Origin of the sequence: Cellulomonas biazotea, assembly GCF_004306155.1 — a bacterium.
GTDB lineage: Bacteria > Actinomycetota > Actinomycetes > Actinomycetales > Cellulomonadaceae > Cellulomonas > Cellulomonas biazotea.
This window is the reverse complement of the sequence record NZ_BIMR01000078.1, coordinates 1-22,814: the sequence shown is the minus strand read 5'-3', so window position 1 is coordinate 22,814 and position 22,814 is coordinate 1. Positions and strand designations below refer to the sequence as shown.

20 protein-coding genes are annotated in these 22,814 nt (G+C 75.0%); 7 read left to right on the top strand and 13 right to left on the bottom strand.

The genetic code is table 11. The features are described from left to right. Positions 1-18: 18 nt before the first annotated feature. From ftsL to mraZ, 3 genes are all read right to left on the bottom strand, one after another. Positions 19-438, bottom strand: a complete 420-nt coding sequence (gene ftsL, locus CBZ_RS06630; protein WP_130780792.1) for a cell division protein FtsL — start codon at positions 436-438, stop codon at positions 19-21. Beyond that, a complete protein-coding gene (gene rsmH, locus CBZ_RS06625; protein ID WP_130780791.1) occupies positions 435-1,448 on the bottom strand; it encodes a 16S rRNA (cytosine(1402)-N(4))-methyltransferase RsmH in 1,014 nt (337 codons plus the stop codon). Before rsmH ends, ftsL begins: the two co-directional genes overlap by 4 nt. A gap of 215 nt (positions 1,449-1,663) precedes the next feature. Next, positions 1,664-2,140: a division/cell wall cluster transcriptional repressor MraZ gene (gene mraZ, locus CBZ_RS06620; RefSeq protein WP_130780790.1), complete on the bottom strand. Its 477-nt coding sequence runs from the start codon at positions 2,138-2,140 to the stop codon at positions 1,664-1,666. A gap of 369 nt (positions 2,141-2,509) precedes the next feature. Here mraZ and CBZ_RS06615 point away from each other — a divergent pair, with 369 nt between their 5' ends. The 3 genes from CBZ_RS06615 to CBZ_RS06605 are packed head-to-tail and all read left to right on the top strand — an operon-like array spanning position 2,510 to position 7,082. Next, entirely contained in the window at positions 2,510-3,523 is a 1,014-nt protein-coding gene (locus CBZ_RS06615; protein WP_130780789.1) for an AAA family ATPase, read from the top strand. Next, entirely contained in the window at positions 3,523-4,764 is a 1,242-nt protein-coding gene (locus CBZ_RS06610; RefSeq protein ID WP_130780788.1) for a DUF58 domain-containing protein, read from the top strand. The genes CBZ_RS06615 and CBZ_RS06610 overlap by 1 nt, the downstream gene beginning before the upstream one ends. Continuing rightward, positions 4,761-7,082, top strand: a complete 2,322-nt coding sequence (locus CBZ_RS06605; protein ID WP_130780787.1) for a transglutaminase TgpA family protein — start codon at positions 4,761-4,763, stop codon at positions 7,080-7,082. Before CBZ_RS06610 ends, CBZ_RS06605 begins: the two co-directional genes overlap by 4 nt. Here CBZ_RS06605 and CBZ_RS06600 read toward each other — a convergent pair. The 3 genes from CBZ_RS06600 to CBZ_RS06590 are packed head-to-tail and all read right to left on the bottom strand — an operon-like array spanning position 7,027 to position 9,223. Further along, the gene (locus CBZ_RS06600) at positions 7,027-7,422 is read right to left on the bottom strand and encodes an SCO2097 family morphological protein (RefSeq protein WP_130780786.1); all 396 of its coding nucleotides are present in this window, start codon (positions 7,420-7,422) and stop codon (positions 7,027-7,029) included. The two genes, CBZ_RS06605 and CBZ_RS06600, sit on opposite strands and share 56 nt — an antisense overlap. 35 nt (positions 7,423-7,457) lie before the next feature. Further along, the gene (locus CBZ_RS06595) at positions 7,458-8,729 is read right to left on the bottom strand and encodes a DNA polymerase IV (protein ID WP_130780785.1); all 1,272 of its coding nucleotides are present in this window, start codon (positions 8,727-8,729) and stop codon (positions 7,458-7,460) included. Beyond that, positions 8,726-9,223: an SAV_6107 family HEPN domain-containing protein gene (locus CBZ_RS06590; RefSeq protein WP_165446681.1), complete on the bottom strand. Its 498-nt coding sequence runs from the start codon at positions 9,221-9,223 to the stop codon at positions 8,726-8,728. The genes CBZ_RS06595 and CBZ_RS06590 overlap by 4 nt, the downstream gene beginning before the upstream one ends. A gap of 70 nt (positions 9,224-9,293) precedes the next feature. Between CBZ_RS06590 and CBZ_RS06585 the strand changes: the two genes are divergently transcribed. After that, positions 9,294-10,181, top strand: a complete 888-nt coding sequence (locus CBZ_RS06585; RefSeq protein WP_130780784.1) for a spermidine synthase — start codon at positions 9,294-9,296, stop codon at positions 10,179-10,181. Positions 10,182-10,300: 119 nt separating this feature from the next. Here the strand turns inward: CBZ_RS06585 and CBZ_RS06580 are convergent, their stop codons facing one another. The 5 genes from CBZ_RS06580 to CBZ_RS06560 all read right to left on the bottom strand — a co-directional run bounded on the left by CBZ_RS06580 (position 10,301) and on the right by CBZ_RS06560 (position 15,147). Further along, positions 10,301-10,504, bottom strand: coding sequence for a cold-shock protein (locus tag CBZ_RS06580; protein ID WP_130780783.1), 204 nt, complete (start codon positions 10,502-10,504; stop codon positions 10,301-10,303). Between the two features lie 294 nt (positions 10,505-10,798). Beyond that, on the bottom strand, positions 10,799-11,734 hold the full coding sequence (locus tag CBZ_RS06575) for a PAC2 family protein (RefSeq protein WP_130780782.1): 936 nt from the start codon (positions 11,732-11,734) through the stop codon (positions 10,799-10,801). Between the two features lie 99 nt (positions 11,735-11,833). Then, entirely contained in the window at positions 11,834-12,274 is a 441-nt protein-coding gene (locus tag CBZ_RS06570) for a response regulator (protein WP_130780781.1), read from the bottom strand. A 15-nt stretch (positions 12,275-12,289) separates the two neighbouring features. Continuing rightward, positions 12,290-13,912, bottom strand: a complete 1,623-nt coding sequence (locus CBZ_RS06565; RefSeq protein WP_130780780.1) for a sensor histidine kinase — start codon at positions 13,910-13,912, stop codon at positions 12,290-12,292. Then, complete coding sequence (locus CBZ_RS06560; RefSeq protein WP_130780779.1) at positions 13,909-15,147, bottom strand: PP2C family protein-serine/threonine phosphatase; 1,239 nt, start codon at positions 15,145-15,147, stop codon at positions 13,909-13,911. The genes CBZ_RS06565 and CBZ_RS06560 overlap by 4 nt, the downstream gene beginning before the upstream one ends. 228 nt (positions 15,148-15,375) lie before the next feature. On the opposite strand from CBZ_RS06560, the gene CBZ_RS06555 reads away from it, so the two are divergent. Further along, a complete protein-coding gene (locus tag CBZ_RS06555) occupies positions 15,376-17,628 on the top strand; it encodes a HelD family protein (protein ID WP_130780778.1) in 2,253 nt (750 codons plus the stop codon). Between the two features lie 97 nt (positions 17,629-17,725). Then, entirely contained in the window at positions 17,726-18,925 is a 1,200-nt protein-coding gene (gene serA, locus CBZ_RS06550) for a phosphoglycerate dehydrogenase (protein ID WP_130780777.1), read from the top strand. 161 nt (positions 18,926-19,086) lie between these two features. On the opposite strand, the gene CBZ_RS06545 is transcribed toward serA, so the two are convergent. Next, on the bottom strand, positions 19,087-19,284 hold the full coding sequence (locus CBZ_RS06545; RefSeq protein ID WP_130780776.1) for a DUF5302 domain-containing protein: 198 nt from the start codon (positions 19,282-19,284) through the stop codon (positions 19,087-19,089). Positions 19,285-19,457: 173 nt separating this feature from the next. Here CBZ_RS06545 and CBZ_RS06540 point away from each other — a divergent pair, with 173 nt between their 5' ends. Further along, complete coding sequence (locus tag CBZ_RS06540) at positions 19,458-20,480, top strand: aldo/keto reductase (protein ID WP_130780775.1); 1,023 nt, start codon at positions 19,458-19,460, stop codon at positions 20,478-20,480. A gap of 12 nt (positions 20,481-20,492) precedes the next feature. Here CBZ_RS06540 and CBZ_RS06535 read toward each other — a convergent pair whose 3' ends face one another. Further along, complete coding sequence (locus tag CBZ_RS06535; RefSeq protein WP_130780774.1) at positions 20,493-22,589, bottom strand: S9 family peptidase; 2,097 nt, start codon at positions 22,587-22,589, stop codon at positions 20,493-20,495. Positions 22,590-22,814: the final 225 nt, after the last annotated feature.

Sequence of the window (22,814 nt, the reverse complement as noted above, 5' to 3'; positions counted from 1 at the left end):
CGCCGACGCGGGTCGACATCAGCCTGCCGGGGCCGGCGCCGGCGAGCCCTGGACGGTGCCGTCGGCGACGCGCACCCAGCCGGTGCCGTCGGCGGGCACCATGCCGAGCGCACGCGCGGCCGCGGCGAGCTGCGCGGGCGACGCCTTCTGGTCGAGCTGCGCGCGGAGGTCCTTCGCGTCCTGGTCGAGACGGCCGAGCTCGTTCGACAGGCTGTACTCCTCGTACGCGCCCGAGGCCATCTGCGTGTTGAGGAGCAGTGCGGACAGCAGCGCGACGGCCAGCACCGCCATGCACGCCAGCACGAACGGCACGCGGGTGCGGGCCGTCTGCGGGGCCCGGACCAGCCGCAGCCGGGGGGCCGCGGCCGGCTGCGGGCGTGCCGCGGGTGCCGGGTACGCACGGGCGGTGCTCACCCGTGCCGTCGCCTGAGCGCTCATGCTGCCCTCCTGCCAGGGTTCGGACCACGCAGGTGGTCGGGGGTCGGTCGGGTCCGCTCGGCGGCGCGCAGGCGCACCGACTGCGAACGGGGGTTGCGGGCGAGCTCGGCCTCGTCGGCCTCCTCCGCACCGCGCGTGACGAGCTTCAGGTACGGCGCGTGCGTCGCGGGCTCGACCGGGAGGTCGGGCGGCGCGCTCGAGGTCGCGCCGGCGGCGAACGTCCGCTTGACGAGGCGGTCCTCGAGCGAGTGGTACGCCTCGACGACGATCCGGCCGCCCACCGCGAGCGCCTCCACCGACGCAGGCAGCGCCCGCTCGAGCACCTCGAGCTCGCCGTTCACCTCGATCCGCAGCGCCTGGAACGTGCGCTTGGCCGGGTGGCCGCCCGTCTTGCGGGTCGCCGCGGGGATGTTCGCGCGGACCAGGTCGACGAGCTCGCCGGTGCGCTGCAGCGGTGCCGTCTGACGGGCCCGGACGATCGCGCGGGCGATGCGCGGCGCGAACCGCTCCTCGCCGTACACCCGCAGCACCCGGGCGATGTCCCGCTCGTCGTACTCGTTGAGGACGTCCGCCGCGGTCTTGCCGCGCGTCGCGTCCATCCGCATGTCGAGGGGCGCGTCGTGCGCGTAGGAGAAGCCGCGCTCGCGCTCGTCGAGCTGCAGCGAGGAGACCCCGAGGTCCATGAGGACGCCCTGGACGTGCGCGATGCCGAGGTCGTCGAGGACGTCCCCGATCTCGTCGTACACCGCGTGCACCCCGGTGAACCGGTCGCCGAACGGGGCGAGCCGCCGCCCCGCGAGGTCCAGGGCCTGCGGGTCGCGGTCGATGCCGACGACACGCACGTGCGGGAACGCCCGCAGCACGCCCTCGGTGTGCCCGCCCATGCCGAGCGTCGAGTCGACCATCACGGCGCCGTCCGCGGCGAGCGCCGGGGCCAGCAGGTCGAGGCAGCGCTGCAGCAGGACGGGCGTGTGCCGGGAGGCTGCGTCGTCGGCGGGTCGCTCGTCCATCGCTGCCTCCTTCGGGGTGGGACGGGGTACGGGGATGCCCGGGACCGGGTGCGGTGGTCGCGGGTGGCGTGGAGCGGTCGGGCGGTCCCTCCGCCGTCCGACCAGATCCCCCACCGACCCTCTGGCGCCGGGGAAGTGCGTCAGAGCTGTCGGGGGGAGGTCTCGTCGGGCGGAGCAGGTACGGGACGGGTGGGACGGCGGCGGGCCAGGCGGGCTCAGAACGGCCCGTTCGGGAAGACCTCCTCCGCCGTGTCGGCGTAGCCGGACTCCTGCTCGGCGAGGTACGTCTCCCACGCCTGCAGGTCCCAGATCTCGACCCGGGTGCCCGTGCCGATGACGGCGACGTCCCGGTCCAGCCCGGCGTACTTGCGCAGCACCGGCGGGATCGAGATGCGGCCCTGCTTGTCGGGCAGCTCGTCGCTCGCCCCCGACAGGAAGACACGGAGGTAGTCGCGCGCCTGCTTGCTCGTGACCGGCGCCTGGCGCAGCTGCTCGTGCATCCGGCGGAACTCGTCCATCGGGAGCAGGAAGAGGCAGCGCTCCTGCCCGCGCGTCATGACGAGCCCCGGGGCGAGCTGGCCGCGGAACTTGGCCGGAAGGATGAGCCGGCCCTTGTCGTCCAGGCGCGGTGTGTACGTCCCGAGGAAGGGCGCGAAGGAGCCGAAGACGCCGACCGACGACTCATGCGTCACCTCGCCTCCCTCCCGGTCCCGTCGCGGGTCATCCCCGCCTCACCACGTGCCTCCACGGTACTCCACTTCCCTCCACCTGCCACTGGAACAATCTGTGAATTCACCCGTCGGGAGTGGTGAACGTGCAGGTCAGACGCGGTGGAGGGAAGTGGAGGGAATTGCGGCAGGTTCACCCGACCGGGGCGTGTCGACCCACGGCGCGATCGGGCATTCCCGGCCGGAACACGCGATTCACCGCGCGACCGCGGAATGCCGTGGGGCGCGGTGGTGGGAGGTGGGGCGGCCGGTGGAGGGAAGTGGGGGCCGGACTCCGGGTCAGGTGCAGCCCGATTCCTTTAGGCTCGTCACAGTTCCGCCAAGGGAGGCGCCATGCTGCAGGCCGTGCCGTCGTCGAGCGAGCTCGACGACGTCGTCGACACCACCGGCCGGATGTGCGCCGGCATCGAGTCCGTCGTCACCGGACGCCCCGAGCTCGTCCGCGTCACGGTCGCCGTGCTGCTCGCCGAGGGGCACCTGCTCCTCGAGGACGTCCCCGGTGTCGGCAAGACCACGCTCGCCAAGGCGCTCGCGCGCACGATCGACTGCCCCGTCGGGCGGATCCAGTTCACGCCCGACCTGCTCCCCAGCGACCTCACCGGCGTCAACATCTTCCGCACGCAGACGCACGAGTTCGAGTTCCGGCCCGGGCCCGTCTTCGCACACATCGTCATCGGCGACGAGATCAACCGCGCCTCGCCCAAGACGCAGTCGGCACTCCTCGAGTGCATGCAGGAGGCGCAGGCCACCGTCGACGGCCGTACCTACCCGCTGCCCCGCCCCTTCCTCGTCGTCGCCACGCAGAACCCGGTCGAGATGGAGGGCACGTACCCCCTCCCCGAGGCGCAGCGCGACCGCTTCATGGCACGCCTGACCGTCGGGTACCCGAGCATCGAGTCCGAGCTCGACATGCTCGACCTGCAGGAGACGTCCGACCCGCTCGACCAGCTCCGGCCCGTCACCGACGCCGCGAGCGTCGCCGCCCTCATCTCGACCACGCGCCGCCTCTTCGCGGCCCCCGCCGTCAAGCGGTACGTCGTCGACCTCGTCACGGCCACCCGGCAGGACCACGGGCTGAGGCTCGGCGCCTCCCCGCGCGCCGCGATCCAGCTGCTGCGGGCCGCGAAGGCGCTCGCCGCGATGGACGGCCGCGACCACGTGCTGCCCGACGACGTCCAGCAGCTCGCCGAGCCCGTCCTCGCGCACCGGCTCCTGCCCAGCACGGAGTCGCGCCTGTCCGGCCGCAGCACCTCCGACATCGTCGGCGACATCGTGGAGCGCACGCCGCTGCCCGTGTCCGCGGCCCTCACCGCCGCCGGGTCACGCGCACGACGCGCGATCGGCTGATGGGCCTGCGGCCCACCGGTCGCGGCTGGGCGCTCGGGATCGCCGGTGTCGCCCTCGTGCTGCTCGGCGTCGGTCTCGGCACCGTCGACCTCGTCCGCATCGGCACCCTGACGACCCTGCTCACCGTGGGTGCGACCGTCGTCGTCGGCATCCTCGACCCCGGGCGGGGCCGGCACCGCCTCCTCGTAGCGCGCGACGCGCACCCCAACCCCGTGCACGCGGGCGAGCAGGCCCGCGTCGAGGTCCGCATCACCGCGTCGGACCCCGCGGCCCGCGTCCGCCTCGCCGGCCTGCGGTTCGCCGAGCAGGCCGCGACCGAGCTCTCGGGCGGCCGACCCCTGCGCGCCCGGGTCAGCCGTGGGCCGCAGCAGGTCACCGTCTCCTACGCCGTCGACGCCGCGCGCCGCGGTCGCTGGCAGCTGGGCCCTCTCGTCGTGACCCGCAGCGACCCCTTCGGCGTGGCCCGCACGAGCGCGACCCTGGGCGACCACGCCGAGGTCGTCGTCTGGCCCGCGGTCACCGCGCTGCCGACCGCGTCCGACGTGCTCGTCGGCGAGCCCGACCGGGTCGCCCTCGGTGCCCGGACCCCGTCCACCGACGACGCCTCGCTGCGCGACTACCGCGAGGGCGACGACCTGCGACGCGTGCACTGGCGCAGCAGCGCCCGACGCGGCGCACTCATGGTCCGCTCCGACGAGCGCGCGGGGATGCGCCCCGTCTCCGTCCTGCTCGACCTGCCCGCCAAGCTCACGGCGCTCGAGTGGACCATCTCGCTCGCGGCGTCCATGGCGCTCGCCATGCTCGAGGGCGGACACCCGGTGCGCCTCGTCGGCGGCCGCACGGGAGCACCCACCCCGTTCCACCACGGCCGTTCTGGACCCACCGCCCGGTCGGCGCTGCTCGACTCCACGGTCGACCTCGAGTCACCACGGTCGGCCGAGGAGGCCGAGCAGCACCTCCTCGCCGCCGCCCACCTGCTCGAGACGTCCGAGGCCGGCGGGGAGATCCTGCTCGCCGTGCTCGGACCGCTCGGCGTGCACGCCCGCGCCGCGCTCGCGCACCTCGCGGACACCGCCCAGGGGTGGGCCGTCGTCCGGGCTGACGGCGCGTCGCCGGCGCACGAGCGCGAGGCGCAGCACACCGTCCTGGCACTGCAGCGGGCCGGCTGGCGCGCCTGCGCCGTCACGCCCGGCGAGGACGTCGTCGCGTGCTGGCTGCGGCTGCTCGGGAGCGCGCGGTGAACGCGGCCCCCGCCCGGCTCCCCCGCGGCGCCCGCAGCCTGCTCGGCACCGCCCTGTGCGCGTTCGCCACGTGCGCCGCCGTCACGGCGCTCGGCCACCTCATCGAGCCCGGCCGGTGGCTCACCGTCACCTGGGTCGCCGTGGTCCTCGTCGCCGGCGTCGTCGCCGCGACCCGCGCCGTCACGCGCGCCTGGTGGGCCCCGACGCTCGTCGGGCTCGTCGCCGCCGTCGCGGGTGTGCTCGTCCGCTACGGCGCGCCGCCGGGACGCATCCAGGTGCTGCCCGACCTCGGCTCGCTCGACCGCACCCTCGCGACCGCTCGCGAGGGCGTGTCCGTCATCAACGCCTCCCTCGTGCCCATGGCCGGCGTCCGGCCCGCCGAGCTCCTCGTGGTCGTCGGCGCCGTCACCGTCCTGCTCGCCACCGACCTCATCGCCGTCGGCCTCGGCGTGCCGGCGCTCGCCGGGCTCCCCCTCCTCGCCCTGTGGGCCCCCACCGTGTTCCTCGGCTTCCCCGCGAGCGGCTGGTCGATCGCGTGGACCGCGCTGGCGTACCTGCTGCTCCTCGCGCTCAGCGCCGCACCCGCGTCCGCCCGCAGCGACCGGGCCCGCCGCACCGGCACGGCGCTCGCCGGCGCGGTCGCCGTCGTCGTCGCCGCGCTCGTCGCCGGACCCGTCGTCGCGGCGCTGCCCGGGTGGGCGTCGCTCGCCCTGCCCACGCTCGGATCCGGGCCCGTCGGGCCCCTCCAGCTCAGCGACAACCTCGACCTGCGCGAGTCGCTCGGGACGCGATCCGGCCAGGTCGTCCTGCGGTACACGGTCGTCCCGCCCGGCGGGGCCCCGGCCGACGCCGGGGAGGACCCGGGCGCGACTCAAGGGCTCGACGGCCCGAGCCCCTCGCCGAGCGCCGACGACACCGTCGTCGTCACCGCGCGTGTCGTCGGACCGCTGCGCGCCTTCACGCTCACCACCTTCGACGGGCGCGCGTGGCAGCGTGACGACGCCGTGGACGTCGCCCCGTGGGCCCCCGGCGAGCTCCTGTCCTCCGACCCCGCGCTGCGCGGCGACACCCCTGACGCGTCGCGCGGCACCCTCGCCGCCGTCGAGGTCGAGGTCGGCGGGCTCCGGGAGCGGCGCCTGCCCGTCAGCACGTTCGCCCGCACCGTGACCGTCGACGGCTCCTGGGCCTACGACGAGGACCGCGACGAGGTCGTCGGACGGCGCTCCACGTTCGACGGGATGCACTACTCGATGCTGGTCGAGGTCCCCGACCTCACGGCGGCCGACCTGACCGGTGCGGAGGTGGGCGAGCCCGGCGACGACGGTGCGTCGCTCGAGGTCCCGGACACCGACCACGCCCCGCAGATCGCCGACCTCGCCCGCGAGATCACCGCGGACGCCGCGACGCCCTACGAGCAGGCGATGGCGCTGCAGTCGTACTTCCGCGCCGGGACGAACTTCACCTACGACACGAGGATCGCGCCCGCCCGCAGCCAGGACGCCGTGTGGGACTTCCTGCAGTCCCGCCGCGGCTACTGCGTCCAGTTCGCGACCTCGATGACGATGATGGCCCGGACGCTCGGCATCCCCGCGCGGGTCGGCGTGGGCTTCCTCCCGGGTGACAACAACGGCGACGGGACCTACGTCGTCACCGGCCGCAAGTCGCACGCCTGGCCCGAGCTGTACTTCGCCGGCCAGGGCTGGGTGCGCTTCGAGCCGACGCCCGCCGTCCAGTCCGGCCTCCCGCCGCTGTGGAGCGACCCGTTCGCCGGGATCAGCCAGGACGCGAGCCGGCCGGACGAGGCCATCCCCACCGCCGCCGCACCGACGCCGGGCGCCCGCCAGACGACCGCCCCGAGCACCTCGGCCCCCGTCGAGGAGGCCGGCGAGAGCTGGACCCGCGTCGGCGTGATCGGCGGGATCGTGCTGGTGCTCGTGGTCGTCGGCCTGTCGCTCGTGCGTCGCCGCACGCGGACGCGTGCGGACGAGACGCCCGAGCGCGCGTGGCTCCGCGCCCGCCGGCGGCTCGCCTCACGTGGCGTCACCTGGGCGGACTCGACGACGCCGCGCGAGGTCGTGACCTCGGTCGAGGACCAGGTCCGTGCCGCGTCCGGGAACGGGCTCGACGCCACGACCGCGGGCGCCCTGCGCGCACTGGCACGCACGGTCGAGCGTCAGCGCTACGCGCCCACCCCGGAGGAGGTCGCGCCCGAGGACCTGGTCCGCTGGACCGAGGACCTCGTGCAGGGAGTCGAGAAGCTGCTCAGCGCCCCTGCTCGCCGCGACGCCGTTCCCAGCGGTCCTCGAGACGGGTCATGAACCCGCTCTTGCGGGCCGGCTGAGCGCGACGCACCTCGCCGTCCGGCTGCACGACCCCGCGCGGCCCGCCGCGCTTGGCACCGCGGTGCGGGTCGGCGAACGCGAAGGCGACGGCCGCGAACATCACGACGAAACCGACGACGCCGAGCCAGGGCAGGCTTCCGGCGGCGCCGAGCACGAGCAGGAGCAGACCGATCGCCGCACCGCTGCCGGCGATGAGGTAACGACTGACGGACCGGCGGCCGCGCTGCGTGAGCGTGTTGGCCAGGCGAGGGTCGTCAGAAGTGAGCTGGCGCTCCATCTGCTCAAGTACGCGCTGCTCGTACTCGGAGAGAGGCATTCCGACCCCCGTTGGGCTATGGATCCATGACGGGATCAGGATAGATCCGCGGGAACGAAGGTGGTAGTCGAGCGCGTGTCGCCGTCGGATCCGTGGACACCTGTCCGGATCGCGGTCGTCCCGAAGCGCGCGCGGACCTCGTCCATCGCGCGTTCGGCGTCCCGCCGGACGCTCACGGGCTCGTCGACGGCCTCCTCGAGCGTCGGCTGGCGGACGACGGCCGCGGCCGGCTCCAGCCCTTCGACCCGGACCCCCACGAGGCGGACCGGCAGCCCTCCCAGGTCGACGCCGGCGAGCAGCTCGCGCGCCGCGAGGTAGACCTCACGCCCGACGTCGCTGGGCGTCGTGAGGGTCCGGGACCGCGTCAGCGTGCGGAAGTCCGAGGTCCGGACCTTGATGCTGATGGTCCGGCCGACGAGCCCGCGGTGGCGCAGCCGGGCCGCGCACCGGTCGGCGAGCTCGAGCGCCTTCGCCTGCACGACCGTGAGGTCGGCGACGTCCTCGACGAACGTCTCCTCCGCACCGACCGACTTCTCCTCCCGGTGCGGCTGGACCGGCCGGGGGTCGCGTCCCCAGGCGAGGTCGAACAGGTGCGCGCCCGCGGTGCGCCCCACGGCGCGCTGGATCGTGCCGACGTCGCTGTCCGCGAGCTCGGCCACGGTCCGCACGCCCCAGCGAGCGAGGGCGGCCTCCGTGCGCTCACCGACGCCCCACAGCGCGCCGACGGGCAGGACGCGCAGGAAGTCCAGCGTCGCCGCGCGCGGGACCAGCAGCACCCCGTCCGGCTTGGCGTGCCCGGACGCGAGCTTCGCGACGAACTTGTTGGCGGCGATCCCGACCGAGCACGTGATCCCGAACTCCGCGTGGACCTGCCGGCGGATCAGCGCCGCGATCGTCGTCGGCGGACCGAGGCGCCGTCGGGCGCCGGCGACGTCGAGGAACGCCTCGTCGACGCTCACCTGCTCGACGAGCGCCGTCACGTCGTGCAGGACGCGCATGACGCCGGCCGACACGTCCCGGTAGGCGGCGTGGTCCGGCGGCACGACGACGGCCTGCGGGCACATCCGCAGCGCCGACGACATCGGCATCGCCGAGTGCACCCCGAACGCCCGCGCCTCGTAGGTCGCCGCGAGGACGACGCCACGCTGCGCACCGCCGACGATGACCGGCAGCCCTCGCAGCTGCGGCCGACGCGCGAGCTCGACCGAGGCGAAGAACGCGTCCATGTCGACGTGGAGGATCGAGCAGCCCTCCTCCTCGCTCCCCCAGTCCCGGCGCGCGGCGCTGGACCGGGGGCCCCTGCTCACGACGCCCTCACCGCGAGCATGCGCGGTGCGGTGGCCGCGTCGGCCCCGGCGACGCCGAAGCGGGCGGCACTCTCCGGCCACGAGGCCGCGACCGCCGCACGGGCGGCGTCGACGAAGTCCTCGGCCGCGCACACGGCCTGCTCCGCACGCGACGGCGTGACCGAGTCGAACCGGCCGGCGTCGACCGCCGAGCGGAGCGCGGCGGCGCCCGCGAAGTAGCCGCTCCACGACGCGAGCTCGGGTGCCACGACGTCGAGCATCTCCCAGACCGTCCGCAGCGAGCGGCGCCCGGCGGGCTTGCCGCGGGACGCGACGACCGCCGCGCCCGCCCGCAGCGCGGCGAGGTGCGCGTGCGAGAACTGCTCCCACGCCTCGGGCGAGAACTGGGCGGCGAGGAGCTCGGCGTCGGCGCGCGACAGCAGCTCGACCGCGCGGGGGTCGACGGGGACGCCCTCGGCACGCGGCGCACCGACCTGCCTGACCTGCCCGACCATGACCGTCTCCCTCCGACCTCCCCAGTATCGAACACCTGTTCGATCCCGTCAACGCCGTAGCGTGAGCGGCATGCCCGCCCGTGACCGTGCCGCGCGACGCCGTCCAGGGTCGCACCGACCACCCACACGGTCGGCGCGCACGCCGTGGCCGGACGGACCCGTCGCGATCCCCACCGGGACCGTCGAGCTCGTGCGCGACCCCGACGACCCCGACGGCGTGACGGTCCTGGTCAACGGGGTGCCCAGCTCGTACCTCGACACCGCCGACCCCGGCCGGCTCGTGTTCGAGTACATGCAGCAGATGGCCGCGGTCCTCGACCGGCTCGGCTCCCCCGGCGCCCCCCTGTCGGTGGTCCACCTGGGCGCCGCAGGGTGTGCCCTGGCCCGCGCGATCGACGCCGAGCGGCCCGGGTCGCAGCAGGTCGCGATCGAGCTCGACACCGCCCTGCCCGAGCTCGTCCGCGGGTGGTTCGACCTGCCGCGGTCCCCCGCGCTGCGCATCCGTGCCGGCGACGCCCGCGAGCAGCTCGCGCGGCTCGGCACCGCGAGCGCCGACGTGGTCGTGCGGGACGTCTTCGCCGGCGACAGCACGCCGGCGCACGTCCGGACACGCGAGTTCGTCGGCGACGTCGCGCGCGTCCTGCGACCCGGCGGGGTCTACCTGGTCAACTGCGCGGACCGCCCGCCGCTCACGGGAGCCCGCACCGAGGCCGCGACGCTGCTCGACGCGTTCGACGACGTCGCGGTCGTCGCCGAGCCCGGCCTGCTGCGGGGTCGCGGCTACGGCAACGTCGTGCTCGCCGCGACCGACGACCCGGAGCTGCTCGGCTCTCCGGTGCTCGCCCGGGCCGTGCGCAGCCTGCCCGCGCCCGCTCGCCTGCTGCACGGCGACGAGGTCGCGGCGTTCGTGCAGGGCGCGGTCGTGCTGCGTGACCCGCAGGCGGCCTCCGGAGCGTGACGCGGGCGCCGCTCACGCACCGCCCCGGCATCGCAGACGACGGCAGGACCGCACCCGCGTGGGGTGCGGTCCTGCCGGAAGAGCGTGACGACCGCGAGCGCGGTCGGTGACGACGGGCGTCAGAGCGGGCGGACGCGCTCCGCCTGCGGGCCCTTGTCGCCCTGCGTGATCTCGAACTCGACCCGCTGGCCCTCGTCGAGGGAGCGGTAGCCCGAGGAGTCGATCGCCGAGTAGTGCACGAAGACGTCGGCGCCGCCGCCGTCCTGGGCGATGAAGCCGTAGCCCTTCTCAGCGTTGAACCACTTGACAGCACCCTGTGCCATGACTCTGTTCCTTCTGTCCAACCGGTGACGGCCCAGACCCTCTGCCCACGCCGTGCCGCAATGCCTCACGTCCTGCACCGGATGAACCAGCCTGGACAGCTGGGGGGTGCTGAGGCCCAGGTGAACCGGGGTCAGCGCCGGTCAAGCGAGTACGTCACTGCAACGTGTGCATCCTCGCACGGTGATCTTCACCACGCCACGGTTTCGGACGCACGCCCGACACCGTCCGACAACGATCCGGTAAAGGTCCGGTCGCGAAACGGTCGCGGTCGCTCGGTGGACGGCCGGCGACCGTCAGCGGCCGTCGCCGTCGTCCTGCTGCTCGGCGAGGAAGCGCTCGAACTCGGCGCCCAGCTCCTCGGCGGTCGGCAGGTCCGTCGCGCTCGCCAGCAGGCTCGTGCGGCCCAGGCTCCGCGTGAAGGCGTCGTACTGCTCCTCGAGGGCGCGCACGACCGTCGCGACCTCGTCCGACCCGGCCACCTGACGCTCGATCTCCCGCTCGGCCTCCTCGGCCGCGTCGGTCAGCGCCGTCACGCGCAGGTCCAGCCCGGTCGCGCGCTCGATGCCCTGCAGCGCCGCGACGCTCGCCCGCGGGAACGCGGACTGCGCGAGGTAGTGCGGGACGTGCACCGCGAACCCCATCGCGTCGTGCCCGGACTGGCCCAGGCGCAGCTCGAGCAGCGCGCTCGCGCTCGCCGGGACCTGCACCTTGCCGAACCACGACGCCTGGTCGGCCACGAGGTCGGGGCGCGTCGCGTGGGCCGTCACCGAGATCGGCCGCGTGTGCGGGATCCCCATCGGCACCCCGTGCACGCCCACCGTCAGCGGGACGTCGAAGCGCTCGACGATCTGGCGCACCGCGGCGACGTACCGCTCCCACTGCACGTCGGGCTCGACGCCGTGCAGGAGCAGGAACGGGACCCCGGACGCGTCGTGGACCAGGTCCACCACGAGCTCCGGGTCGGCGTACTCGCTCCACGTCGAGGAGTCGAACGTCATGACGGGGCGGCGCGAGCGGTAGTCGAGCAGCTGGTCGACGTCGAAGGTCACGAGGCGCGTGGCCCCGAGCTCGTCGGTCAGGTGCTCGGCCACGAGCTGCCCGGCGCTGCCCGCGTCGACGAAGCCCCGCACGGCGTGCACGAGCACCGGGCCGGAGCCCTCGTGCGTGCGCTCGGCCAGCTCGGCGGCAGCCAGCGGGTCGACGTCGTAGATCTCGCTCGGGTCCAACATCCTGGGCGTCAGCCTTCCTCCACGTGCCCACCCGGTGCGGGTGCGCATGCAGCCACAACGCCGCACCCCGGCGAACTCTTCCCGGGGGCGGCGTCCGGCTCAGCGGGTGGGCAGGCGGACGACCTCGACGAAGAACTCGTCGATCTGCTTGACGACGTCGATGAAGCGGTCGAAGTCGACCGGCTTCGTCACGTAGGCGTTCGCGTGCAGCGAGTAGCTGCGCACCACGTCCTCCTCCGCCTCCGACGTCGTGAGGACCACGACCGGGATCGCCCGCAGCGCGGCGTCGGCCTTGAGCGCCTGCAGCACCTCGCGCCCGTCCATCCGGGGCAGGTTGAGGTCGAGCAGGATGAGGTCCGGTGTCGGGGCGTCCGCGTGCTCGCCCTCCTTGCGCAGGAACTCCATCGCGCTCACGCCGTCGGCGACGACCGACAGGCGGTTGCGGACCTTGTTGTGCTCGAACGCCTCGCGCGTCATGAGCACGTCGCCCGGGTCGTCCTCGACGAGGAGGACGTCGATGACCTTGGTGCTGGAAGGCACGGTTCTCCGTTCGGATCAGTCGGCGTCGGCCGTGACGGCCTCGGCTGCCGCCGCGGGGGCGGGTGCAGGTGCAGGTGCAGGTGCGGGCAGCGTCCAGAGGATACGTGTCCCCACGTCGGTCGACGGCTCGATCCAGATGCGGCCGCCGTGGAACTCGACGATCTTCTTGCACAGGGCGAGCCCGATGCCGGTGCCCTCGTAGACCTCCTTGGCGTGCAGCCGCTGGAAGATGACGAAGACGCGCTCGGCGTACTGCGGGTCGATCCCGATGCCGTTGTCGCGGCACTCGATCTCCCACTCGTCGCCGACCCGCCGGGCGCTCAGGTGCACCGCGGGAGGACGGTCGGGGTGGCGGAACTTCACGGCGTTCCCGACGAGGTTCTGCAGGAGCTGCACGAGCAGCGGCTCCTCGCCCTGCACGGTCGGCAGCGCGTCGTGCGTGACGACCGCACCGGTCTCCGCGATGCGCTCGTCGAGGTTGTCGAGCGCGTCCGCGAGCACCTGCTCGAGGTCGACGTCGGTCACCTCGCCGCCGACGCGCCCGACGCGGGAGAAGCCGAGCAGGTCGTTGATGAGGCGCTGCATCCGCTTCGCCCCGTCGACCGCGAAGTCGATGTACTGGTCCGCGCGCTCGTCGAGCTGGCCGCCGTACCGCTTCTGCAGCAGCTGCGTGAAGCTCGCCACCTTGCGCAGCGGCTCCTGTAGGTCGTGCGAGGCGACGTACGCGAACTGCTCGAGGTCGCGGTTGGAGCGACGCAGCTCCTCCGCCTGGGACGTGAGCTGGTCGTGGGCCTCCGCGATCTCGGCCCGCGAGGACTCGACCGCGCGCACCTCGGTGACCAGGGCGACGCGCATCCGCTCGACGTCCTCGGCGAGCGCGGCGATCTCCCCCGGCCCGGTCGCGTCCACCGAGTGGCCCAGCTCCCCCGACGCGACGGCCCGGGCGTCGGCCGCGAGGTCCCCCAGCGGCGCGAGGATCCAGCGCCGGAGGGTCACCCACAGCACGACGCCGACGGCCACCGCGGCGAGCACGAGCACGACGACCGCGGCCGCGGCGACGAGCGTCCAGGTCGACAGCTCCTCGACGGCCGCCGCCCGGTGCTCGCGCAGCAGGGCCAGGTACACCTCGGCGGCGGCACGGGCGTCGTCGAACAGGACGCGGCCCGCCTCGATCTCCGCCGTCGTCACCGCGGCCGTCCCGCCGCTGCGGACCTGCTCCATCACGGGGAGCGCGAACTCCTCGTTCCACCGCCGCCCGGCGTCGGCCGCAGCCTGCGCCGCGGACGTCAGCTCCGGGGCGGACCCGTTCTCGCGCTCGCGCTCGGCGAGCGTGCGGAACGACAGGTCGTCGCCCACGGAGCGCTCGTACGGCTCGAGCGTCACCTCGTCACCGGTGAGCGCGAAGCCCCGCACCGCGGTCTCGGCGTCGATCAGCTGGATGTACGCGCCGTCGGCCTGCGTGATCGCCTCGAAGTACGTCTGCGTGACGGCGTCCTGGCGGTCGACGACGCGCGCGAGCACGTAGCCCGCACCGACGACGACGAGCGCGAGCACGAGCCCCGCGGTGAGCAGGAGACCGAGAAGACGGCGGCGCAGCGTCGAGCGCGCCCGCACGGGCGACGGGGCGGTGCGGCTCATGCACCCCACCCGAGCAGGACCGCGGCCGCGTCGTCCACGAGGTCGCCGCCGTGCAGCTCCCGGACCAGGTGCAGCACGTGGTCGACGACCCCCTCGGGTGCGCCTTCGACCGGTGCGCCGCCCGCGGCACGCGTGCGCTCGGCGGTGAGCGCGTCGTCGACGACCGCGAGCAGGCCGGCCTTGCCGACGCGCGCCGGGCCGCCGTGCACCGTCGCCTCCAGCAGGCCGTCGGTGTAGAGCAGCACGCGCCAGGAGCTGCCGAGCTCGAGCCGCTCGGGCTCCCACGTGCCGTCGACCGGGATCCCGAGCGCACGACCGCGCCGCTGCGTCGGCAGCAGCGTCGAGGGCGGGCCCAGCAGGAACGGCACGGGGTGCCCCGCCTGGTAGAGGTCCGCCGAGTGGCGGTCGGGCGCGACGACGAGCATGCAGGCCGTCGTGAACACCTCCGGGCGAGCCCGTTCGAACGCGAGGACACGCTCCACCAGGCCGAGGATCTCGTCGGCGGGCGTGCCCGCGAGCACCAGGGTCCGCCACGCCGTGCGCAGCGTCGCGCCGAGCGCCGCCTCGTCCGGGCCGTGCCCGCACACGTCGCCGACGAGCGCGAGCACCGTGCCGTCGGGCCGCTCGACGACGTCGTAGAAGTCGCCGCCGAGCAGACCCTCGCGACCGGCGCGGTAGCCGACGCTCACCTCGAGACCCTGGTCACGGACGGCGGGCGTCGGCAGCAGCGCCCGCTCGAGCCGGGCCGTCTCCGCGGCGCGCACGAGGCTGCGGTACAGCGCGCGGTCGGTCTCCTCGAGCCGGCGACGCTGGACGGCGTACCGCACCGAGCGACCCAGGCTCTCGCCGTCGACCTCGCCCTTGACGAGGTAGTCCTGCGCGCCGGTCGCGACCGCCTGCAGTCCCGCGTCGGTGCCGGACAGGCCCGTGAGAACCACGACCGCCGGCGCGCCGGCGTGGAGCAGGCGCTCGAGCGCGCCGATCCCCATCGCGTCCGGCAGGCCCAGGTCGAGCAGGACGCAGTCGACGTCCAGGCGCTCGAGCGCCTCGTCGAGGGAGCGCACCCAGACGAGGTCGACGACGAGCCCGGCGTCGCTCAGGTGCTCGCGCACGAGGAGCGCGTCGCCGTCGTCGTCCTCGACGAGGAGCACCCGGATGATGCCGTCGCGATCGGAGGTCGGGCCGGGCACCGCGTCGCCGCGCGCGTCACCGGCCGCCGTCGTGGCGTGGGTCACGGGCCTCCTCTCGTCGGGCTGAACCGCAGCGTAGGCCCCGTGCGTCGTTCGTGCGCGCCTCGCTGCAGCTGCGCCCGACCCGCCGCCCGCGGGTCGAGGGGTGCGAGCACCCCGCGCGAGGCGGATAATGGACGGCCGCTTCGACGCCCCGACCCCGGACGGGGACGGCTGGACGGTCGAGGTGCGGCACAGGCGGACGACCGGCTCCGCGGACGGAGGATCGCGCACGTGGCAGGTATCGACGGAGAGCTCTCCGCCGAGCAGGAGACGGTGGACCGGCTCTACGGCCGCCTCGACGACCTGCGGGCGCAGACCCGGGAGCGGCTCGCGCGCGTGCGCCGGTCCGGACCGTCCGGGTCCCCGCAGAACCGCAGCGAGCGCGACGCGTTCGCGACGCTCTACGAGGACCGCGTCGCCCAGCTCGAGGCGGTCGAGGAGCGGCTCGTGTTCGGGCGGCTCGACCTCGACGACGGCGGTCGCCGCTACGTCGGCCGGATCGGCCTGACGGACGAGGAGCAGTCGCCGCTGCTCACGGACTGGCGCGCGCCCGCCGCGCAGGCGTTCTACCGGGCGACCGCCGCCCACCCCGACGGCGTGGTGCGCCGCCGGCACGTCGTGACGCGCGGACGCACCGTGACGGGCGTCGAGGACGAGGTCCTCGACCTGGACCTGCTCGCCGACGGCGACGACGCGCGGCTCGCCGGGCTGTCCGGCGAGGGTGCGCTGCTCGCGGGCCTCACCGCCGGACGCACCGGCCGGATGGGTGACATCGTCGCGACGATCCAGGCCGAGCAGGACCGGATCATCCGCGACGAGCTCGTCGGCGCCCTCGTCATCCAGGGCGGGCCCGGGACGGGCAAGACCGCCGTGGCCCTGCACCGCGCCGCGTACCTGCTGTACGCCCACCGCCGTCAGCTCGAGCGCTCGGGCGTCCTGCTCGTCGGGCCGAGCCGCACGTTCCTGCGCTACATCGACCAGGTGCTGCCCGCCCTCGGCGAGACCGGCGTCGTCACCACGACCGTCGCCGAGCTGGTGCCCGGGCTCACCGCGACCGCCAGCGAGCCGGAGGCGGTGGCCGAGGTCAAGGGGCGCGCCGTCATGGCGTCCGTGATCGCCCGGGCCGTCCGCGACCGTCAGCGCGTGCCGGACCGCCCGACGACCGTCCGCGTCGACGGCCGCACGATCGTCGTCCGGCCGCAGGACGTCGCGTCCGCGATCGCGCGCGCCCGCCGCAACCACCGCCCGCACAACCTCGCCCGCGTCGGCTTCGTCCGCGACATGCTCGGCCGGCTCGCCGAGCAGTACGTCGCCCAGCTCGGCGGCGACATCCCGCCCGACGAGCGCGGCGAGATCGTCGAGGAGCTGCGCACGACGCGCGAGATCCGCATCGCCCTCAACCTCGCGTGGATGCCGCTCACCGCGGAGAAGCTCGTCGCCGACCTCTGGGCCAAGCCGTGGCGGCTCGCGTCCGCCGCGCCGCAGCTGTCCGCGGCCGACCGGGACCTGCTGGCCCGCGCCGCCGACGCCCCGTGGACGCCCGCCGACGTCCCGCTGCTCGACGAGGCCGCCGAGCTGCTCGGAGAGGACGACCAGGCGGCCCGCGCGCAGGCCCGCGCCGCCGCCGAGCGCCGCGCGTCCGAGCTCGCCTACGCCCGGCAGGTGCTCGAGTCGACCGGCAGCAGCGCGCTCGTGTCCGCCGAGATGCTCGCCGACCGGTTCGCCTCGACGGGCCCGTCGCTCACGACCGCCGAGCGCGCCGCCGCCGACCGGACGTGGACCTACGGGCACGTCGTCGTCGACGAGGCCCAGGAGCTGTCCGCCATGGCGTGGCGCGCCCTGCTGCGCCGCGTCCCGACGCGGTCGCTCACCATCGTCGGCGACGTCGCGCAGACCACCGCCGTCGCGGGTGCGCGCGACTGGGCGCGGATGCTCGACCCGGTGCTGCGCTCGTCGTGGCGGCTCGCCGAGCTCACCGTCAACTACCGGACCCCCGCGGTCGTGGCGGACACCGCCCGGCAGGTCGCGCTCGCCGTGGGGCTGCCGGTCAGCCCGCTGACGTCCGCGCGGGACGTGCCCGACGCCCTGCTCGTCGACCCGGTCGACGCGCGGGACCTGGCCGTGACCGCCGCCCGGCACGCCGAGAAGGCCGTCGCCGAGGTCGGCGACGCGAGCGGTGCGGGGCGCGTCGCCGTCGTCGGCCGGCCCGATCGTCTCGCCGAGGTGGCGGTCGTCCTGCGCGACGCGGGCACCCCGGCGGTCCTGGGCTCGGCGGCGTCGGCGGCCGACCTCGACGCACCCCTCGTGCTGCTCACCCCGCAGGCCGCGAAGGGGCTCGAGTTCGACGTCGTCGTGCTGGTCGAGCCCGCGGAGGTGCTCGCCGCGTCCGCCGGCGACCTGTACGTCGCGATGACCCGTCCGACACGCGCCCTGCGGGTCGTCCACGCGCAGCCGCTGCCCGCCGGGTGGTCCGCCGACGGGTGACCGCGGACCGCCGCCCGCCTGGCCGGCGGTCCGGCGGTCGCTGTCCGAGGACCGGACCGCCTTGGGTCGCAGGGCGGGCGAGGCGCACCATAGGGGCGTGCCCAAGGCCCTGCTGCTCGAGAACCTCCACCCGCAGGCGCGCTCGATCCTCGAGTCCGCCGGCTTCGACGTGACCACCCGCACGGGTGCGCTCGACGAGCACGAGCTCGTCGAGGCCCTGCAGGGGGTCCAGCTGCTCGGGATCCGCTCCAAGACCCACGTGACGTCCGCCGTGCTGGAGCAGGCGCCCGACCTCGTCGCCGTCGGGGCCTACTGCATCGGCACCAACCAGATCGACCTCGCCACCGCGGCGTCGCTCGGCGTCGCCACGTTCAACGCGCCGTTCTCCAACACGCGCTCGGTCGTCGAGATCGCGATCGCGCAGATCATCGCGCTGACGCGCCGCCTCACCGAGCTCGACCGCGCGATGCACGACGGCATCTGGAACAAGTCCGCGACCGGTGCGCACGAGGTCCGCGGCCGCACGCTCGGCATCATCGGCTACGGCAACATCGGCACCCAGCTGTCGGTGCTCGCCGAGAACCTCGGCATGTCGGTCGTCTTCTACGACACCGCCGAGAAGCTCGCGCTCGGCAACGCGCGCCGCATGGACACGCTCGACGAGCTGCTCGAGACCGCCGACGTCGTCACGCTGCACGTCGACGGCCGCAGCGGCAACGCCGGGCTCTTCGGTGCGAAGCAGTTCGCCCGCATGCGCCCCGGCGCGGTGTTCCTCAACCTCTCCCGCGGTTTCGTCGTCGACTACGCCGCGCTGCGCGACGCCGTCGTGTCCGGGCACGTCAGCGGTGCCGCGGTGGACGTCTTCCCGGTCGAGCCGAAGCGCAAGGGCGACCCGTTCGACTCCGAGCTGCGCGGCCTGCCGAACGTCATCCTCACGCCCCACACCGGCGGATCCACCGAGGAGGCGCAGGAGGCGATCGGCCAGTTCGTGTCGAACAAGGTGCGGGACTACCTGTCGACCGGCTCGACGACGCTCAGCGTCAACCTGCCGAACCTCGCGCTCGACCAGCCCCCGGGCGCTCACCGCCTCGCCTACTTGCACCGCAACGTGCCGGGGGTGCTCGCGGCGGTCAACGCGACCCTCGCCGAGCACGGCGTCAACATCGAGGGCCAGCTCCTCGCGACGCGCGGCGACCTCGGGTACGTGGTGACCGACGCCGGGTCGAGCGTGGACCAGGCCGTCGTCGACGCGCTGTCGTCGCGGCCCGAGTCGGTGCGCCTGCGCCTGCTGTCCTGACCGTCGCCGCGCGCGGTGCGCGGACACGAAGGAGGGCCCCGCCGTGATCGGCGGGGCCCTCCTTCGTCGTCGGCGCGTGCACTCACGAGCCGGCCGGTGCGCCCGACCGGTCGCCCTCACGGCACCTGGTCAGGCGCTGGTAGGCGCTGATCGGGCACCGGTCAGGACGAGCCCGACTTGCGCTGGAAGCGCCGCTGGACCGGTCCCGCCGTCTCCGAGCCGTGCACCTGGCCGGTGTTCGTCGACCCGTCGGTCGTCCGGTGCTGCGCCGCCTTCTTCCGGTCGAGCGCCTCCCGGAACTTCGCCTTCGCGTCCTCGCTCACGGCCTCCGTGGCCGGCTTCGCGTTGTCGTTCCCCATGGCGTCTCCTCGCAGGTCAGGTCTTCGGTCGAGCGTCACGGGCCGAACGGCCGCCGCCGGTGGCGACGTCGCGCACCCGGTGACGCGTGCCTGCCCAGCCTCGCCGACGGAGACGCCGAGCGCCACCGGTTTGCCGCACCGGGGTCCCCCGCGGCCGGGGTAGTTTCGACGCCGTGAGCACCGCACCGCCCCTTCCCCACCGCCGCGCCGCGAGCCTGTCGCTGCCGGTGGTGTCGCTGGGCCTCTGGCAGGGCCACGGCGAGGCGCGACCGTTCGCGGAGCAGCGCGAGCTGGTCCTGCACGCGGTCGACCGCGGGGTCGTGCACGTCGACCTGGCGAACAACTACGGCCCGCCGCCGTTCGCCGCCGAGGAGTCGGTCGGGCGGCTGCTGGCGACCGACCTGCGCGGGCGCCGCGACGAGCTGGTCCTCACGACCAAGGCCGGGTACCGCGCGTGGCCCGGGCCGTACGGCGAGCACGGGTCCGCGAAGTACCTGCGCGCATCCCTCGACGAGTCGCTGCGCCGCCTCGGCGTCGACGCCGTCGACGTCTTCTACAGCCACCGGTACGACCCCGCGACGCCGCTCGAGGAGACGATCGGCGCGCTGGGTGCCGCCGTGCGCAGCGGCAAGGCCGTCCACGTCGGGATCTCGTCCTACTCGGCCGACCGGACCGTCGAGGCCCTGCGCGTCGCCGACCGGCTCGGCGTCCGGCTCGCTGTGCACCAGCCCGCGTACAGCCTGCTCAACCGGTGGGTCGAGCAGCCCGGCACGGACGGGCGCAGCCTGCTCGACGTCGCCGCCGACGCCGGCATGGCCGTCGTCGCGTTCTCCCCGCTCGCGCAGGGCATGCTCACGACCCGGTACCTGCACGGCGTCCCCGCGGACTCCCGGGCCGCCCGGGGCGGACCGCTGCGCCCCGAGTGGCTGACCGACGACGTCCTGCGGCACGTGCGCGCGCTCGACCGGATCGCGCGCGACGGCGGTCGTACGCTCCCCCAGCTCGCGCTCGCGTGGGTGCTGCGCGACCCCCGGGTGACGTCCGTCCTCGCCGGGGCACGGACCGTCGCCCAGCTCGACGACAACCTCGCCGCGGCGACGGCCGCACCGCTCGACGACGACGAGCTCGCTGCCATCGAGCCGCACGCCGTCGAGGCCGGCATCAACCTGTGGGGACCGCGGTCGAGCGACCGCTGACGGGACCCGGCGTCAGCCCTGGACGACGGGCAGGTGCCGCCCCCACCACGCGAGGACGTGCTCGAAGCGCTGCACCCGGTGGCGGGGGCGTCCCGAGCGCGTGAGCTCGTGGCCCTCGCCCGGGAACAGCAGCAGCTCCGCCTCGACGCCCCGGCGGCGCAGCTCGACGAACCAGCGCTGGCCCTGCTCGACCGGGCACCGCCAGTCCTGCTCCGAGTGGATCACCAGCGTCGGCGTGCGCACGCTGCCGACGTGCGCCATCGGCGACTGCGCGGCGACCGCTCGTCGACCTGCGTCGTCCGCGACGTCCCCCAGGTACTCGAGGCCGAAGTACCAGCCGATGTCGCTCGACCCCACGAAGCTCACCGGGTCGAGGAAGCCGCGCTCCACGACCGCCGCCGCGAACCGGTCGGTCCGCGTCGTCAGCCATGCCGTGAGGTAGCCGCCGTACGAGCCGCCCATGACACCGACGCGGGTCGCGTCCGTCCCCGGCAGCGCGAGCGCCGCGTCGAGCAGTGCCAGCACGTCGTCCGCGTCGACCGTGCCGAAGGCTCCGCGGATCGCCGCGCCGTGCGCCCGCCCGTACCCCGCCGATCCTCGCGGGTTGCCGAGCACCACGGCGTAGCCGGCCTCGGCGAGCACCTGCACCTCGTCGAACAGCGCGTGGGTGTACTGCGCGTGCGGCCCGCCGTGGATCATGAGGATCGTCGGGTGCGGTCCCGCGCCGAAGCGGTCGGGGTCGGGCGTGACCAGCCAGCCGTGCACCGGGTAGCCGTCCGGGGCCGTCGCGGTGAGCTCGCTCGGCAGCCGCACGCGGCCCGTCGCGCGCAGGTCCGCCGAGAGGTCGGTCCGCGTCGCGACCCCGGCGCCGTCGAGGTCCGACCCGGTCAGCGCGCCGGGGCTGGCCGTCGACGGCCCGAGCGGCACGGTGAGGACGTCGCCCGACGACCCCGGCGACGCGGCCACGACGACGGCCCTCCGGGCGTGGGAGTCGGCGTCGGCCGCCGCTCCGGGCGGCACCGCGGCACCCGACACGACGGCCGCGCCGCCGAGCAGGGTGACGAGCGTGCCGTCGGCGTCCACCCGCGCCAGGTGCACCGCACCCCGGTGCTGCACGCCCACGAGCGGCCCGTCCGCGGTCTCCGCGAGCACCGACGTCACGAGGTCGACCCCGTCGACGTCGGTCAGGCGGGCGGGTGCGACGGGCGTCGCGCCGTCGGCAGCGGCGTCGAACGCCGGGACCACCGTGCGATACAGCCCGACGTGCGCCGCGACGAAGTCACGGCCGGTCGCGCCGACGTCGCTCGCGAGCAGCCACACCGTCGACCCGTCCGCGGACGGCAGGACGGCGCCGACCGCGAGCGTCGAGCCCTGGTCCGCGTCGGTCACGGGCACGAGCGCCGCACGTCCGACGGGCGCCGACGCCAGCGGGACGAGCACCGCGTCGCGGCGCAGGTCCTCCTCGCGAGCGGCGTGGCGCGCGACGACGGCGACCAGCGCGTCGCCCGACGGCAGCCAGCGCGGGTCGCGCACGTCGAGGTCGCCCTCGGTGACCTGCGCCGACGACGGGAGGTCGCCACCGAGCGCGTCGGCTGCGGGGACGTCGACGACGAACAGGTGCTGCGGACGGTCCCGACCGAACCCGAGCCCGTCGCCGCGGTACTGCAACGAGGTGATGTGGCGCGGCGCCTCCGCAGCGGGGTCGCCGCCGGCGACGTACCGCCCGTCCTCCGGGACCCGCGCGAGGTAGGCGATGGTGCGACCGTCGGGCGAGAACCGCGGTGACGAGGCGCCCAGCGGCGCGTCGGTGAGCCGCACCGGCTCGCCGCCCGACGTCTCCACGACGTAGATCTGCGGCTTGCCCTTCGGCTCCGCCCGGCAGAACGCCACCCAGCGGCCGTCCGGCGAGACGTCGGGCGCGGTGTCGCGGTGGCCGCGCGTGAGCGGACGGGGTGCGGTCGCACCGTCCAGGGGCACCCTCCACAGGTGCCCGACGTACTCGTCGGACGCCGGGTCCGGCCGGGTCACGGAGACGATGGCGGCCGAGCCGTCGGGCAGGACGGCCGGCGTGCCGGGCACGCGCAGCAGGGAGACGTCGTCGGGGATCACCCCACGAACCTACGTGACCGGCAGCGATGCACCGGACGTGGCACCGCGCGGCCGCGACCCGGTCGGCGGTGCCGCGGCAACCCGGTCAGCCGGCCGCCGTGCTGCGGCGACTCGGTCAGCCAGGCTGCCGCGCCGCGGCCGGCGGGTCAGCCGGGCTGGCGCGGCGGTGACCAGGTCAGCCGGGCTGGCGCGGCGGCGACCCGGACAGCCGGGCTGGTACGGCGG